This is a genomic window from Blautia sp. Sow4_E7 (genome assembly GCF_052116245.1).
Classification (GTDB): domain Bacteria; phylum Bacillota; class Clostridia; order Lachnospirales; family Lachnospiraceae; genus Blautia_A.
The window spans coordinates 25,803-39,928 of the sequence record NZ_JBQKLL010000033.1; the positions used below are offsets into that span (position 1 = coordinate 25,803).

Annotated in this window: 16 protein-coding genes and 1 pseudogene; 16 read left to right on the plus strand and 1 reads right to left on the minus strand. The window is 43.4% G+C overall.

All coding sequences use genetic code 11. The annotated features are described in order from the left end of the window. The first annotated feature begins 2 nt into the window (after positions 1 to 2). Both yqeK and rsfS read left to right on the plus strand, forming a co-directional pair. Positions 3 to 608, plus strand: a complete 606-nt coding sequence (gene yqeK, locus ACTQ50_RS14990) for a bis(5'-nucleosyl)-tetraphosphatase (symmetrical) YqeK (RefSeq protein ID WP_441484858.1) — start codon at positions 3 to 5, stop codon at positions 606 to 608. A 92-nt stretch (positions 609 to 700) separates the two neighbouring features. Beyond that, positions 701 to 1,069 carry a ribosome silencing factor gene (gene rsfS, locus ACTQ50_RS14995; protein WP_173718931.1) on the plus strand — a complete coding sequence of 123 codons (369 nt, stop codon included), beginning with the start codon at positions 701 to 703 and terminating at the stop codon, positions 1,067 to 1,069. A 222-nt stretch (positions 1,070 to 1,291) separates the two neighbouring features. Here the strand turns inward: rsfS and lexA are convergent, their stop codons facing one another. Continuing rightward, positions 1,292 to 1,912 carry a transcriptional repressor LexA gene (gene lexA, locus ACTQ50_RS15000; protein ID WP_441484859.1) on the minus strand — a complete coding sequence of 207 codons (621 nt, stop codon included), beginning with the start codon at positions 1,910 to 1,912 and terminating at the stop codon, positions 1,292 to 1,294. A 258-nt stretch (positions 1,913 to 2,170) separates the two neighbouring features. On the opposite strand from lexA, the gene ACTQ50_RS15005 reads away from it, so the two are divergent. The 14 genes and pseudogenes from ACTQ50_RS15005 to ACTQ50_RS15070 all read left to right on the plus strand — a co-directional run. Beyond that, positions 2,171 to 3,565, plus strand: coding sequence for an HlyD family efflux transporter periplasmic adaptor subunit (locus ACTQ50_RS15005; RefSeq protein ID WP_441484860.1), 1,395 nt, complete (start codon positions 2,171 to 2,173; stop codon positions 3,563 to 3,565). Between the two features lie 70 nt (positions 3,566 to 3,635). Next, positions 3,636 to 4,331, plus strand: coding sequence for a YggS family pyridoxal phosphate-dependent enzyme (locus ACTQ50_RS15010; protein ID WP_441484861.1), 696 nt, complete (start codon positions 3,636 to 3,638; stop codon positions 4,329 to 4,331). A gap of 24 nt (positions 4,332 to 4,355) precedes the next feature. Beyond that, on the plus strand, positions 4,356 to 4,994 hold the full coding sequence (locus ACTQ50_RS15015) for a cell division protein SepF (RefSeq protein ID WP_441484862.1): 639 nt from the start codon (positions 4,356 to 4,358) through the stop codon (positions 4,992 to 4,994). Between the two features lie 5 nt (positions 4,995 to 4,999). Next, complete coding sequence (locus ACTQ50_RS15020; protein WP_441484863.1) at positions 5,000 to 5,752, plus strand: RNA-binding protein; 753 nt, start codon at positions 5,000 to 5,002, stop codon at positions 5,750 to 5,752. Between the two features lie 83 nt (positions 5,753 to 5,835). Continuing rightward, on the plus strand, positions 5,836 to 6,927 hold the full coding sequence (aroB, locus tag ACTQ50_RS15025; protein WP_441484864.1) for a 3-dehydroquinate synthase: 1,092 nt from the start codon (positions 5,836 to 5,838) through the stop codon (positions 6,925 to 6,927). A 7-nt stretch (positions 6,928 to 6,934) separates the two neighbouring features. Next, the gene (gene lspA / locus ACTQ50_RS15030; RefSeq protein ID WP_441484865.1) at positions 6,935 to 7,483 is read left to right on the plus strand and encodes a signal peptidase II; all 549 of its coding nucleotides are present in this window, start codon (positions 6,935 to 6,937) and stop codon (positions 7,481 to 7,483) included. Positions 7,484 to 7,524: 41 nt separating this feature from the next. Continuing rightward, on the plus strand, positions 7,525 to 8,439 hold the full coding sequence (locus tag ACTQ50_RS15035) for an RluA family pseudouridine synthase (protein ID WP_441484866.1): 915 nt from the start codon (positions 7,525 to 7,527) through the stop codon (positions 8,437 to 8,439). 94 nt (positions 8,440 to 8,533) lie between these two features. Continuing rightward, positions 8,534 to 9,172 carry an AAA family ATPase gene (locus ACTQ50_RS15040; protein WP_441484867.1) on the plus strand — a complete coding sequence of 213 codons (639 nt, stop codon included), beginning with the start codon at positions 8,534 to 8,536 and terminating at the stop codon, positions 9,170 to 9,172. Positions 9,173 to 9,389: 217 nt separating this feature from the next. After that, positions 9,390 to 10,841 carry an AI-2E family transporter gene (locus tag ACTQ50_RS15045; RefSeq protein WP_441484868.1) on the plus strand — a complete coding sequence of 484 codons (1,452 nt, stop codon included), beginning with the start codon at positions 9,390 to 9,392 and terminating at the stop codon, positions 10,839 to 10,841. A gap of 1 nt (position 10,842) precedes the next feature. Further along, a complete protein-coding gene (gene dtd, locus ACTQ50_RS15050; protein WP_441484869.1) occupies positions 10,843 to 11,289 on the plus strand; it encodes a D-aminoacyl-tRNA deacylase in 447 nt (148 codons plus the stop codon). A 455-nt stretch (positions 11,290 to 11,744) separates the two neighbouring features. Continuing rightward, positions 11,745 to 12,800: a tyrosine-type recombinase/integrase gene (locus tag ACTQ50_RS15055; RefSeq protein WP_441484870.1), complete on the plus strand. Its 1,056-nt coding sequence runs from the start codon at positions 11,745 to 11,747 to the stop codon at positions 12,798 to 12,800. 232 nt (positions 12,801 to 13,032) lie between these two features. Beyond that, the gene (gene tnpA / locus ACTQ50_RS15060; protein WP_441484871.1) at positions 13,033 to 13,443 is read left to right on the plus strand and encodes an IS66 family insertion sequence element accessory protein TnpA; all 411 of its coding nucleotides are present in this window, start codon (positions 13,033 to 13,035) and stop codon (positions 13,441 to 13,443) included. Further along, on the plus strand, positions 13,437 to 13,778 hold the full coding sequence (gene tnpB / locus ACTQ50_RS15065; protein WP_072446690.1) for an IS66 family insertion sequence element accessory protein TnpB: 342 nt from the start codon (positions 13,437 to 13,439) through the stop codon (positions 13,776 to 13,778). Before tnpA ends, tnpB begins: the two co-directional genes overlap by 7 nt. 142 nt (positions 13,779 to 13,920) lie before the next feature. Next, positions 13,921 to 14,126, plus strand: a pseudogene (locus ACTQ50_RS15070) (IS66 family transposase); the annotation flags it as partial.

The following is a 14,126-nucleotide window of genomic DNA, read 5'->3' on the forward strand; positions in this document are numbered from 1 at the left end:
CCATGGCAGATTACGATTTTGCAAAAATAGAGAAAAAGCTTGCCAAATATCTTGACGAGGACCGTTTCCAGCATACCATGGGCGTTATGTACACCAGCGCATGTCTGGCTATGGTTCACGGATATGACATCAAGGATGCACAGGTGGCTGGTCTTCTTCACGACTGTGCCAAGTGTATCCCTAATAAAAAGAAACTGAAAATGTGCAGTGAACACAATATTCCGGTTTCTGATTTCGAAAAAGAGCATCCATTTCTTCTTCATTCCCGCCTTGGAGCTTATATCGCCCATGAAAAATACGGGATTGAGGACCAGGAGATTCTTTCCGCCATTAATTACCACACCACTGGCAGACGGGAGATGAGCCTTCTGGAAAAGATCATTTATATTGCGGATTATATTGAGCCTATGCGTTATAAGGCAAGCCGTTTGCCAGAGATCCGCAAGCTGGCTTTTGAGGATCTGGATGAGTGTATGTATGATATCCTGAAGGATACTCTGGAGTATCTGGAAGAAGACTCTGCTGATGATATTGAGCCAACTTCTAAGGAGGCTTATATTTATTATAAAGAATTGCATAATAAGCGTAATAACGTATCTGATAAATAATACTCCGCCATGTACTGGCAAATGATTTTTGTTTTTGTTTAATAAAATCTTTTGAAGCAGTACAGGCATTATTAGGAAAGGAGCAGATCAGAATGAGTACAGTAAGTACAGAGAAAATGATGGCACAGATTGCCTGCAAGGCAATTGACGATAAAAAAGGACAGGATATCAAAGTAATTGATATTCACAATGTTTCTGTAATTGCAGATTATTTTGTAATTGCAAGCGGCACAAACTCCAATCAGGTTCAGGCGATCGTAGATAATGTGGAAGAGCAGCTTGGACGTGCTGGTTTTGAGGCTAAGCAGATTGAGGGAAACCGCAATTCCAGTTGGATCCTTATGGATTATGGCGATGTGATCGTACATGTATTTGATGAGGAGAACAGACTTTTCTATGATCTGGAGAGAATCTGGAGAGATGGAAAGGTGTTGGAAATGGATGAATTTTTAGAGAAATAAAGCAGGGGATATCGCAGAGGGACGCGAAGCCCCACCACCCACCTGGCAAACAGGGCGAAAAGGGGCTTTTTGCTCCGTCGCTAATTGAAAGCCGTGTGAGCAAACTCGCCCTAAAGGGCTCAAACAGTGCTCACACGGCTTTCGCTATACTCACAAAAAGGCCCCTTTTCACCCAAGCCTGCCAGGTGGGTGGTGGGGCTTCGCTGCGCATTCGTATTTTATTTACTGGTAGAAACGCATTACGCCGAATACCTTGCCCAGAATCTGGATTTCGCCGGTAATAATAATGGGATCCATGGTGTCGTTCTCAGGCTGGAGACGGTAGTAGCCTTTCTCTTTGTAGAAGGTCTTTACTGTGGCGGAGTCTTCTACCAGGGCAACTACGATATCGCCGTTCTCTGCGGTAGGCTGCTGCTTTACCAGAACCTGGTCACCGTCGAAGATTCCGGCGTTGATCATGCTGTCGCCTTTTACCTTCAGCATGAAGCTCTGCTCATTGGGCATAAATTCGGATGGGATAGGGAAGTAGCCTTCTACATTCTCTACAGCAAGGATAGGCTGTCCTGCAGCTACAGTGCCTACCAGGGGTACATTGACTACTTCACGGCGGACAAGGTTAAAATTGTCGTCGATGATCTCAATGGCTCTGGGCTTGGTGGCGTCACGGCGAATGTAACCGTTCTTCTCAAGGGCTTCTAAGTGGGCGTGAACAGATGAGGTGGATTTCAGATTTACGGCCTCACAGATTTCACGAACTGCTGGCGGGAAGCCACGGTTTAAGATTTCACTTTTTATATATTCCAGGATCTCCTGCTGTTTTTTGCTGATTTTACCATATGTCATAAGAGTTTTCCTCCGAAATTCATTCAACTTTTTTCTATCATACCATATTTTTCTGAATTAAGCAAACAGATATTCTGAAAATATGTTCGTTTTTTCTTTCTTTGTTCACAGACTTATCACAGAGTTTTCTTTTTTGTTTTCCTTGTGTTCCCAGGCAAAAAATGGTACAATTGTTTGGTATGAAAAATTCAGGTTACTGTTCACTCCATGACCAGTAACAAATTCAGAGCCTGACTCAAAAACAAAGGGGGAATCTGCTTGTCCGAGAAGAAATCCAACAGACCTAGCAAAATGGCAGGACTTTTTGTACAGCTGAAGAAAATATTCGGACTGAATATCGCCACCGTTGCTTTTGGTGTATTGTTATTATATATGATTTTTACCGCGGTTCTGCTTGTTACTTCTACCCATATCGAATCTTACCAGGTAACAACCGGCCCGTTATCAAGAAATGAAACTTATACAGGAATCTCCCTCCGGGAAGAAAGTGTTTATAAAGCGGAATCTTCCGGATATGTGAATTATTACGCCAGAGAGGGAAGTAAGATCAATGCAGGGGGCGCTGTTTATGGATTAAGTTCCGGTAAGGTTACCGATTCCGTTACTGCTTTAACCCCCGAAGAGCTTTCCAGGATCCGCAGTTCCATGCTCAGCTTTTCCAAAAGCTTTTCAAGCAGCAAATTTAATAATACTTACAGCTTTAAAAATCAGCTGGAAGGAAGCATTCTTCAATATGAAGGAATCTCTACTGACGGAAATGCAGATTCCCAGTTTGTGACCATCAGCGGGCAGAATATCAGTAAAGCACAGACAGATGGTATTATTTTGTATTCCATGGACGGATATGAAAATAAAACTGTGGACAATCTTACAGCCGAGGATTTTGATCAGACAGCGTACCACGAAACTGACCTGAAAACAGATGAGAAGGTACAGGCCGGGGATAATATTTACACCAATATCACCAGTGAATTATGGAGCCTGATCATTCCACTCAGCAACAAACAGGCAGCCCAGCTGGAAGGCCGTTCTACTATTCGTGTAAAGTTTCTCAAGGATGATATGACGCAGAGCGGTGACTTTTCCATTATCAAAATTGATGGGCAAAAATATGGCAAAATAGATTTCAGCCGTGGTCTGATCCGCTATGCTTCCGATCGTTTTCTTGATATTGAACTGGTAACCAATACGGTAACCGGTCTTAAAATTCCGCTTTCTGCGGTGGTATTTCAGGATTTTTACGTAATTCCAGCTGAATATGCCACCGAAGATCCAGACAGCAAAAATATAGGTTTCAACAAGGTTTCCAGGGATTCTGACGGCAATAATGTCAAAACCTTTGTCAACGCCACCATATACGGCAAGGTAAAGGCCAATCCCGACGATCCAGAGGACGAATCCTACAATTATTATGTAGATAAGAGTATTTTCCTGGAGGGAGATGCCATTATAAAGGATAATTCCAATCAACGTTTTATCGTTGGTGAAACAGATTCCCTTGAGGGTGTTTACTGCGTAAACCAGGGGTATGCGGTATTCCGGCATGTTGAAATACTGGATCAGAACGAAGAATATGCCATCATTTCCAGCAATACTTCTTACGGACTTTCCAGATATGACCGTATTGCAAGGGATTCTTCCCAGGTAAAATAACCGAATAGCCCTACTACAGTAAATGCAAGCGCTACTCTGTTCAGATATACAAATTTAAGGAGGCTTATAAATGTTAGCTGAAAATTTACAGCAGGTAAATGCAAATATTGAAAAAGCCTGTGCAGTTGTTTCACGTAATCCAGGTGAGGTTACATTAGTTGCGGTAAGCAAGACCAAACCAGTATCTATGCTTCAGGAAGCATATGATGCCGGTGCCCGTATCTTTGGCGAGAATAAGGTTCAGGAAATCATGGATAAATACGACCAGTTGCCTTCTGATATCCAGTGGCACATGATCGGTCATCTGCAGCGCAATAAAGTAAAGTACATCATTGACAAGGTTGCCATGATCCACTCAGTAGATTCCCTGCGTCTGGCCCAGACCATTGAGCAGGAAGCTGCCAAAAAGGATCTTATCATGCCTGTTCTTCTGGAAGTAAATGTTGCAGAAGAGGAGAGTAAATTTGGCTTAAAGGTAAATGAAGTTCTTCCTCTTTTACAGGAAATCAGCACATTTTCCCATATCAAAGTAATGGGGCTCATGACAATTGCTCCATTTGTTGAAAATCCAGAAGAAAATCGTGAAGTTTTTCGCACATTAAAGAAATTAAGTGTTGACATTAGCGCCAAAAACATTAATAATGTTAATATGAGTGTTCTGAGTATGGGTATGACCGGAGATTATCAGGTTGCTGTCCAGGAAGGCTCAACCATGGTACGTGTGGGTACCGGAATTTTCGGTGAGCGCAATTATGCCACACGTTAAGAAGACGAAGATTGGAGATTGAAAATGAGCGTTTTTGATAAATTATTAGATTCTATTAAGCTGAATGACGACGATTACGATGAGGATAATTACTTAGATGAAGATCTGATGGACGATGACGAAGAGGGCGATTTCTTTGACGACGACCTGATGGATGACAAGCCTAAGAAGAAATTCTTTGAGAAATTTGGCCGTAAGAAAGAGGAATCAGCTTCTGAGCCAGAGGATTTCGACGAAGAACCAGTACATACAGCTGCTGCACCGAAAGCTGCTGCCAAGGCTCCAGCGAAACAGCCTGTTGAGAAAGAGAAACAGCGCCCAGTGGCTTCTTCCAAGATCACCCCTATGAGAAGCAGCCGTCGTGCCAATCAGGCTTCTTCTATGGAGGTTTGTGTGATCAAGCCAACATCCATGGAAGACACCCGCGAGATCGCAGACACCCTGCTTGATAATGCAACTGTAATCCTGAACCTGGAAGGTATTGACGTAGAGCTTGCACAGCGTATCATTGATTTCGCATCCGGTGCATGTTATTCCCTGAATGGTTCCCTTCAGAAGATCTCCAGCTATATCTTCGTACTTGGACCTTCTTCTGTTGATATCACAGGAGATCTCCAGAATATTCTTGGCGGAGCTACCCCTTCTGTAAGAGCTGGATATTAATTTTTATGGATAAGGATGAATTTTTACTTAAGAGAATCCGGGAGCTGGCAAATCTCTCTTACCAGAGAGATATTGTCACCTTTACGGATTTTCTTAACTTAAACGAACAAAATATGCTGGCTTCCCTGAAGCTTCACCAGATGGGTGTGGATGTGAAGCTTTTTGGAGGCTATGAACACGCAGAACGCCAGATGGCAGCCTTTTGTCCGGGAAGCCTGGGATTTTCCTGGGATTATCCCATTGACTGCCTGAAAATAGAGCCTAAAGCACTTCGTTTTTCCGAGGACCTTGGACACCGGGACTATCTTGGAGCAATTCTGAACCTTGGTGTTGACCGCAGCGTTGTGGGAGATATTCTGATCAAGGATAAAGAAGCCTGGTTTTTCTGTCTTCACAAGATGTCAGATTTTTTCATTGAGAACCTAATCCGGGTAAGGCATACTACAGTGCTTGTTTCCAGAGTCGATCAGGCAGAGGAGATTCCTGGACCTGAGTTTGAGATGATAAACGGCACCTGTGCTTCTGTAAGACTGGATGCTCTCATTGGACTGGCTTTCCAGACTTCCCGGAGCAGTATGGTATCTTTCATCGAAAACGGTCTTGTATTCGTAAATGGGAAGCTGATCACCTCCAATGGATATGAGCCTAAGGAAGGGGATATTATCTCTGTCCGCGGCAAGGGACGCTTTATCTTTGACGGAGTTTCCAGACAGACTAAGAAGGGGCGGCTTGGCGTCCGCCTCAGAAAATATGTATAAATGAACTTCGATGATGCTTAACTGCAGATATCCGAACTGCATGCCAACGCATAAATAATAGTAAAACGGGAGAGGATTTAACTATGGCAGAAGAAAAAATACTTGTAAAACGTGACGGGGATTTCTGTTATCCCATTTATTTTGAAAATGACTTTTCTTTTCTTTCACAGGCTTTAACAGATGAGGGACTTGCAGGGAAAAGCATGTGTATCGTTTCCGATTCCACAGTTGCACCTCTCTATGCAGACCAGGTAAAGGCAGAACTTTTGAAAATAACCGATCGGGTATGCCAGTTCACTTTTCCAGCTGGAGAGGCCCATAAGAACCTGGATACTGTTCAGGATCTTTTCCAGTGCCTGATCAAGAATGGGCTTGACCGCAAAAGCCTTGTGGTTGCCCTTGGCGGCGGCGTAACAGGGGATTTATCCGGATTTGGCGCAGCAGCCTACCTTAGGGGAATTGATTTTATCCAGATCCCTACCACGCTTCTGGCACAGGTTGACAGCAGCGTAGGCGGTAAGACCGGTGTTGATTTCAGACAGTTCAAAAATATGGTCGGCGCTTTCCATCAGCCACGGCTGGTTTATATGAGTATGGCCACCTTGCAGTCCCTTCCTGAGCGCGAATTTGGCTGTGGAATGGGTGAGATCCTGAAGACCGGACTAATTTGCGATAAAGAATTTTTTGACTTTGTATGCTCCAATTACGAAGTTATACGGACAATGGATCCTAAAATGCTCGCCATTATGATCCGCAGATGCTGTGCCATCAAAGCAGGGGTTGTAGAGCGTGATCCTAAGGAGCAGGGCGAGCGGGCACTTCTAAACCTTGGCCATACGGTGGGACATGCTGTAGAGAAGCTGATGGACTTTCACCTTCTTCACGGACAGTGCGTAGGGATCGGACTGGTAGCTGCAGCTGCCATTTCCCGGGAACGAGGTCTTCTTACAGATGCAGAGTATGAGCAGATCTGCCATGGACTTGAAGTCTATCATCTGCCTTTGTATGTAGAGGGGCTTTCACCCGAAGATATTCTTGCAGCCACCAAAAAAGATAAAAAAATGGAACAGGGACAGATCAAATTTATTCTTATGGATGGTCTTGGAAAGAGCTTTATTGACAAGACAGTTACCGACCAGGAGCTTCTTGTTGGAATCCGGGCCATCTGCAGGTAATTGACTCATGCAGACTACAACATCTTCAAACCACACTGATACGCCTCTGAAGGCACCCAGGATAAAGGGATTTCTGCTTATTCTTTTTCTGGTGCTTCTGGATCAGGAGACAAAATATCTGGCTATCTTATATTTAAAGGGAAACACAGGAATTTCCCTTATTGACCAGATATTGACACTTCGTTACCTGGAAAACAGAGGCATGGCATTTGGATTGCTTCAAAATAAGATTCTTTTTCTGGTGCTGATCTGTATGGTGTTTTTTGCAGCTATTATTTATCTTTTTATAAAAACACCTGCAACGGTTTATTACAGACCTTTGCTTTATACCGCTGCCGTGGTGTTTTCCGGAGCCATGGGAAACTTTATTGACCGTGTTTTCCGTGGGTATGTGGTAGATTTTATTTATTTTTCTTTGATTAATTTTCCTACTTTTAATGTAGCAGATATTTATGTGACCTGTGGGATCGCAGCGCTGGTGTTTCTCATGTTTTTCCGTTACAAGGAAGAGGATGATTTTGACTTCTTAAAGCCAGGGCATAAATCTGCGAAATAATCGAAGCAGACTTCCTTAAAAGAGAGGAGTTTTACCAATTTATGGAACAATTGGAATTTACAGCAACAGCAGATGAGGCAGGGGTGCGTATAGACCGCTGCCTTTCTGATAAATACGAAGAGCTTTCCCGTTCTTACCTCCAGAAGCTTCTGAAGGATCAGGGCGTTACTGTGAATGGGAAGGCAGTAAAAGCAAATTATAAAATACAGGCAGGGGATCTGGTACAGACAACCCTGCCTGATCTAACCGAGCCGGATATTCTTCCTGAAAATATCCCTCTGGACATTTTGTATGAGGATGAGGACGTACTGGTAGTAAATAAGCCGAAGGGCATGGTTGTTCACCCCGCCAACGGACATACCAGCGGAACTCTGGTAAATGCCATTATGTACCATTGTCAGGGAAACCTGTCCGGCATTAACGGTGTTATGCGGCCAGGAATCGTCCACCGCATTGACAAGGATACCACAGGCGCCCTTCTGGTATGCAAAAACGACACTGCACACCGCGATCTTGCCCAGCAGCTGAAGGATCACACCATCAAACGCCGTTATCGTGCCATTGTAGCTGGAAATCTAAAGGAAGACGAGGGAACTGTGGAAGGCCCCATTGGCCGTCACCCCATCGACCGCAAAAAAATGGCCATCAATTACAAAAATGGAAAGGATGCTGTCACTCATTATAAGGTACTGGAACGTTTCGGAAATGCCACCTACATTGAGTGCCGCCTGGAAACCGGCCGAACCCATCAGATCCGTGTTCATATGACAAGTCTTGGGCATCCCCTTCTTGGTGATGAAGTATATGGCTCTGGCAAAAACCCTTATCACCTGAAGGGACAGACCCTTCATGCCATGGTTCTTGGATTTGTACACCCAAGGACAGGAGAGTATATGGAGTTTTCCTCTCCTTTGCCAGAATATTTTCTCAATTTGTTAGAAAAATTAAGAAAATAGTTGTCATTTTACCCTGATGTAGTGTATAATAATCTTACAAATTTTCTGTGAAATGCCATTCACAGTAAAGGAATTGCAGAAGGGAGTGGCAGATATGAACAATACAACAAGTTCAATTATTACCATCGGACGTGAATATGGAAGTGCCGGCAGACAGATTGGTCAGGAAGTAGCCAAATATTTCGGAATCAAATGCTACGATAAAGAGCTTCTGGAGCATGCCGCAAACGACAGCGGTATTTGCAAGGAATTATTTGAGAATCACGACGAGAAGCCAACAAACAGCTTCCTGTATTCTCTTGTAATGGATACTTATTCTTTTGGATATTCTTCTGCGGGATTTACAGACATGCCTATGAACCATAAGGTTTTCCTGGCACAGTTTGAAGCGATCAAGAAATTAGCAGCAGAAGGTCCATGTGTTATGGTTGGCCGCTGCGCAGATTATGCCCTTGCAGATAACAAGGACTGTTTCAGCGTATTCATTCACGCAGACCTTGACTGGAGAATCAAACGTATTGCGGGCAAATACAATAAGACTCCTAAGGAAGCCAAGGATATGATCACCAAGACAGATAAGAGCCGCGCAAGCTATTATAACTACTACACCAATAAGAAATGGGGCGCTGCAGCAGGCTACAGCTTAAGCGTTGACAGCAGTGTGCTTGGTATCGAAGGTGCTGCACAGGCAATCATCAATACTATACATATTTTTGATGACCTTAAGAAATAATTTACACAGAATATGTAAGAGTAGGGAGTTCTCGAAGGAGGGCTCCTTGTTTTTACCACTTTATACTTTTTTAATAAGACATTAAGAAAAAACTATGCTATAATAAAAGGAAATCGCTGTTAGACAGATAACAGCACAGATATTTATTCGTTGCTGTGCAGGTTGTAAACAGCAGCACGCATTATGCATTTATGTTTCAGGAGGACGATAGTACAATATGAAATTACGCTGGGACAACCAACATGTTCGCTGGGGAGTGACTGCATTCCTGGTAATTGCAGCCAGTATGCTTTTTTATTACGGTGTTTTCCATATGAAGACACTGATCACTGGGATCCAGACTTTTCTGGGAATTCTGACACCAATTGTCTATGGTGTTGTGATCGCATTTTTACTTACCCCGGTACTCAATTTTTTTGAAAAAAAGATTATTTATCCCCTTCTTGCCAAGAAAGAAGTATCCGTAGGCAAAAAGGGACGCAAGGCAATCCGCTGGGCATGTGTCATTTTATGTATGTTCCTTTTCCTTGCTCTTATCTATGCACTTATTATGATGGTTCTGCCGGAATTGATCCGAAGCGTTATGGGCTTGATCTACAGTTTTCCATCCTATGTGAAGGTTATCCAGAAGTGGCTGCAGTCCTTTATTGAGAAATGGAATCTGAACAGCGATGCACTGGACACTTTAAACCAGTCCATTACAACAGCACAGGAATACCTGACTACAAATATCCTTCCTCAGATGCAGGAGATGCTTAAGAATATTTCAGCAGGTGTGTTCGAACTGATCAATTTCCTGAAGAATTTCCTGATCGGAGCAATTGTTTCCCTGTATCTAATGGCAGATAAGGAAGGCTTTACTGCTAAGGCGAAAATGCTCACCTACGCAGTTTTTAACACCCAGCATGCCAATTTTATCATTCATTCCATGCGCTTTACCAATAAAACCTTTATTGGATTTTTCACAGGAAAGATTCTGGATTCTGCAATTATCGGAGTTCTCTGCTATATTGGCATGAGCTTTTTGAATATGCCATATACACTTTTGATCAGTGTGATCATCGGTGTGACCAATGTAATTCCTTTCTTTGGTCCCTACCTTGGAGCAATTCCAAGTATTTTCCTGATCTTGCTGGTTGATCCACTGCAGGCCATTTATTTTGCCATCTTTATTCTGGTTCTGCAGCAGTTTGACGGCAATATCCTTGGACCAAAGATCCTTGGCGAATCTACTGGACTTTCCAGTTTCCTGGTTATTGTGGCGATCCTTATTGGCGGCGGTATCTTTGGAATCCCTGGTATGATCATTGGAGTACCTGTTTTCGCCGTACTTTATGCTGCACTTGACAAATTGGTCCATATCAGCCTGATTTATAAAAAGGTTCCAGATGAAGAACAGAAGTATACCAATATTGACTGCCTGGATCCAGAAACACACGAACCGATTCTTTTCCCGGCGGAAGAGCCAGTAAAAAGAGAAACACCAAGGCGTACTGCAATGCTGAAATTTACGCTTACTTTGCTAAAAACAATCCAGCGGATCCTGATTGCCATCTGGACTTTTGTTAAGAAATATTCTATCATAATTTTCGAAAAAGTCAGACAATTAGTAGAAGAGTACCAACAGAAGATAAAAGAGAAACAGAATAGTAAAAAGGACGGAAATTAACATGCGACTTTTGATACAGCGTGTCAACCACGCAAATGTAAAGGTAAATGGGGAAATGATCGGGAGCATTGGAAAAGGTTTTCTTGTACTGGTCGGTGTAGGACAGAACGACACCAGGGAAATTGCAGACAAATACCTAAAGAAAATGCTTGGGCTTCGGATTTTCGAGGATGAAAACGGCAAAACAAACCTTTCCCTGGCAGATGTAAATGGGGAGCTTTTGATGGTTTCACAGTTTACCTTGTACGCGAATTGCAAGAAGGGAAACCGGCCAAGCTTTACAGAGGCAGGCGCACCAGATGTGGCCAATGAGCTTTATGAGTATATGCTGAAGGAAGCCGCAAAGGTTGTGCCAGTTGTCCAGCATGGTGTGTTTGGCGCTGATATGAAGGTTTCACTGGAAAATGACGGACCGTTTACTGTGATGCTGGATGAATCAATTATGTGATCCTGAATCATGAATTGCCAACACCTGGCCGACTGAACATATAGTAATTTCAAAAAAGAGATAAACAGTAATACATTGCATTATGTTTAATCTGTTTTGTTATATACAAATATGTTATAATTAAGAAAAACGCCGGAAATGCCCGGAAGAAGTGGCTGATCCGGCGTTATATCCCGCATCTAGATCTATACGACAAACCCGAGTTTTTCATATAGATAGGCTATGAAAAGGAGCCACTTCCCCGGAATTCATGGATTTTCCAGGATTTTTACTGTATAACACCTTTTATAACCTTATAATAAATTTGCATTATTAAAATGCATGAATGATTGTTTTTAACTTTCGTAACTCTGCGCACAGATTTCATCCTAAGATTTTATAAGAATACGATGCTGCGCAGATTTCCAATTCATCCAGTTGTCTAAAGTTTTAACACAAAAATAAGGAGATTCTTCATGGATAAAAAAGTTACCTACCACGAACAAACTGATGTTGAAAATACTTTACGTCTCCGCGACGTTCTAAAAACCATACCACCTTTTTGCAGGGATTTCTTCCGTGCCATCGAACCACGTACCACGACCAAAACCCGTATTTCCTACGCCTATGACATTCGTATTTTCTTCCAGTTTCTTCTGGAGCAAAATCCGGCCTTCAAGGACTGGTCTATGGATGCCTTTACCGTCGATATTCTGGATCAGATCACGGCCCTTGATCTTGAGGAATACGAAGAATATCTGAAGGTTTACCAGGCTGGGGACAAAACCGAAACCAATGGCGAACGTGGGCTGAAACGAAAAATGTCTTCCTTGCGAAGCTTTTACGCCTATTATTTTAAACGGGAAATGATCCATACCAATCCAACGGTTCTTGTAGATGTTCCTAAGATCCATCAAAAAAGCATTATCCGCCTGGAGGCTGATGAAGTGGCCATGCTGCTGGATTATATTGAACATGGCGGTGATGATCTTACCGGACAGAAAAAGGTCTATTACGAAAAAACCAAGGACCGGGATCTCGCTCTCGTCACTCTCCTGCTAGGAACGGGCGTTCGTGTTTCGGAATGCGTGGGACTTGACATTGAGGATGTAGATTTCAAAAATAATGGGATCAAAGTCACCCGAAAAGGCGGAAATGAAATGGTTGTATACTTTGGTCCTGAGGTGGAAAAGGCTTTGAAAAACTATCTGGAGGTCCGCAAGAATATTGTACCTGTGGAAGGCCACGAGCACGCTCTCTTCTACTCTACCCAGCGGAAACGGATCGGTGTACAGGCTGTGGAAAACCTGGTCAAGAAATACGCCAGACAGGTTACCACAACCAAAAAGATCACCCCTCATAAGCTCCGCAGTACCTACGGCACCGCACTCTACCAGGAAACAGGCGATATTTACCTTGTAGCGGACGTTTTAGGCCATAAGGACGTCAATACTACCAAGAAGCATTATGCCGCCTTAGATGACTCCAGACGGCGTCAGGCGGCCACTGCCGTAAAGCTGCGGGAAGACTAGGCTTCACATATAATTCTACAAATCTGCGCCCGATTACATTTACATAATATATTTATTGTTAACCTTTTAAAATGTATCTTACGTTTTTAGCTGTCACGGGTGTAAACGAAGAAAAGGACATGACTTACGTAAGCGCCAAATATTCCTGCGGATTTTCTAATACTCTGATTTCCTCTATAATTGTAGGCGAAAGATATTTAAACTATTTCACTACAATTACGGAGGATAGGTTATGGCAGCTACTCGCAAAGCCCCTGTTCCAATGGCTGAACAGATCAGGCTTATCAATGAATGTCGCAAAAGCGGCATGACAGATGCTGACTGGTGCCGTGAAAACGACATCGCAGTAAGCACTTTTTATAACTGGGTCAGCCGTTGCAGGAAAGCAGCAGCGGATCAGATCCCGGCACCGAATTATGGTCATTGTGAGATCCCGTGCTCAAAGCAGGACGTGGTTCCCATTGACATTGTTTCGGATCACCTTCCGGAACAGCATATAGCATCGCAGATGTCCCAAACAAACCTTGACAATTCACATACGATTGAAGTGTCCATGAATGATGTGACAATCCGCATCAGCAATGATGCCGATCCTGTCCTGCTCACCAGGACACTTCGCCTGATCCGGGAGACCTCATGTTAGGTGATATCTCCGGCCTCGAAAAAATCTACATTGTCTGCGGCTATACAGATATGCGCAAATCAATCGATGGTCTCTGTGCCATTATCGAAGACCAGCTTAAGATGGATCCGACATCCAGTGCGCTCTTCCTGTTCTGTGGAAGAAGACGGGACAGGATCAAAGCTCTGTTCCGTGAACCGGATGGTTTTGTCCTGATCTATAAACGGTTGTCTGTCCGGGGCGGCTATCAATGGCCAAGGAAGCAGTCGGAAGTCCGGAATCTTTCCTGGCGGGAGTTCGACTGGCTGATGTCCGGAATTGATATCGACCAGCCAAAAGCACTCAAAGCAGAGTAAAAAAGTATCTGGATCCCGGTAAAAATCCTGCACAGAAAAATGGCAGATTTCCTTATAAATTCAGCGTTTTTCAGCACTTGTTTTCCTTTAGGAATGGCGGTATTTCTGGTATAATAGAGGTATCAAATCCAAGGAGAGAACGATGGCTTCCAGTGCAAAAGACATCCAGCTGCGAGAGCTGAAAGACACCATAACACAACTGAAAACAATGGTCTCGGAGCAGACGGAACTGGTCAGATCTCTCCGTCTTGTTATTGACGAAAAAACCAGCCACGAAAAAGCCCTTCAGGAACAGGTGGACTATCTTACCAAAAAGCTTTTCGGTTCTTCCAGCGAAAGAAGGACCGA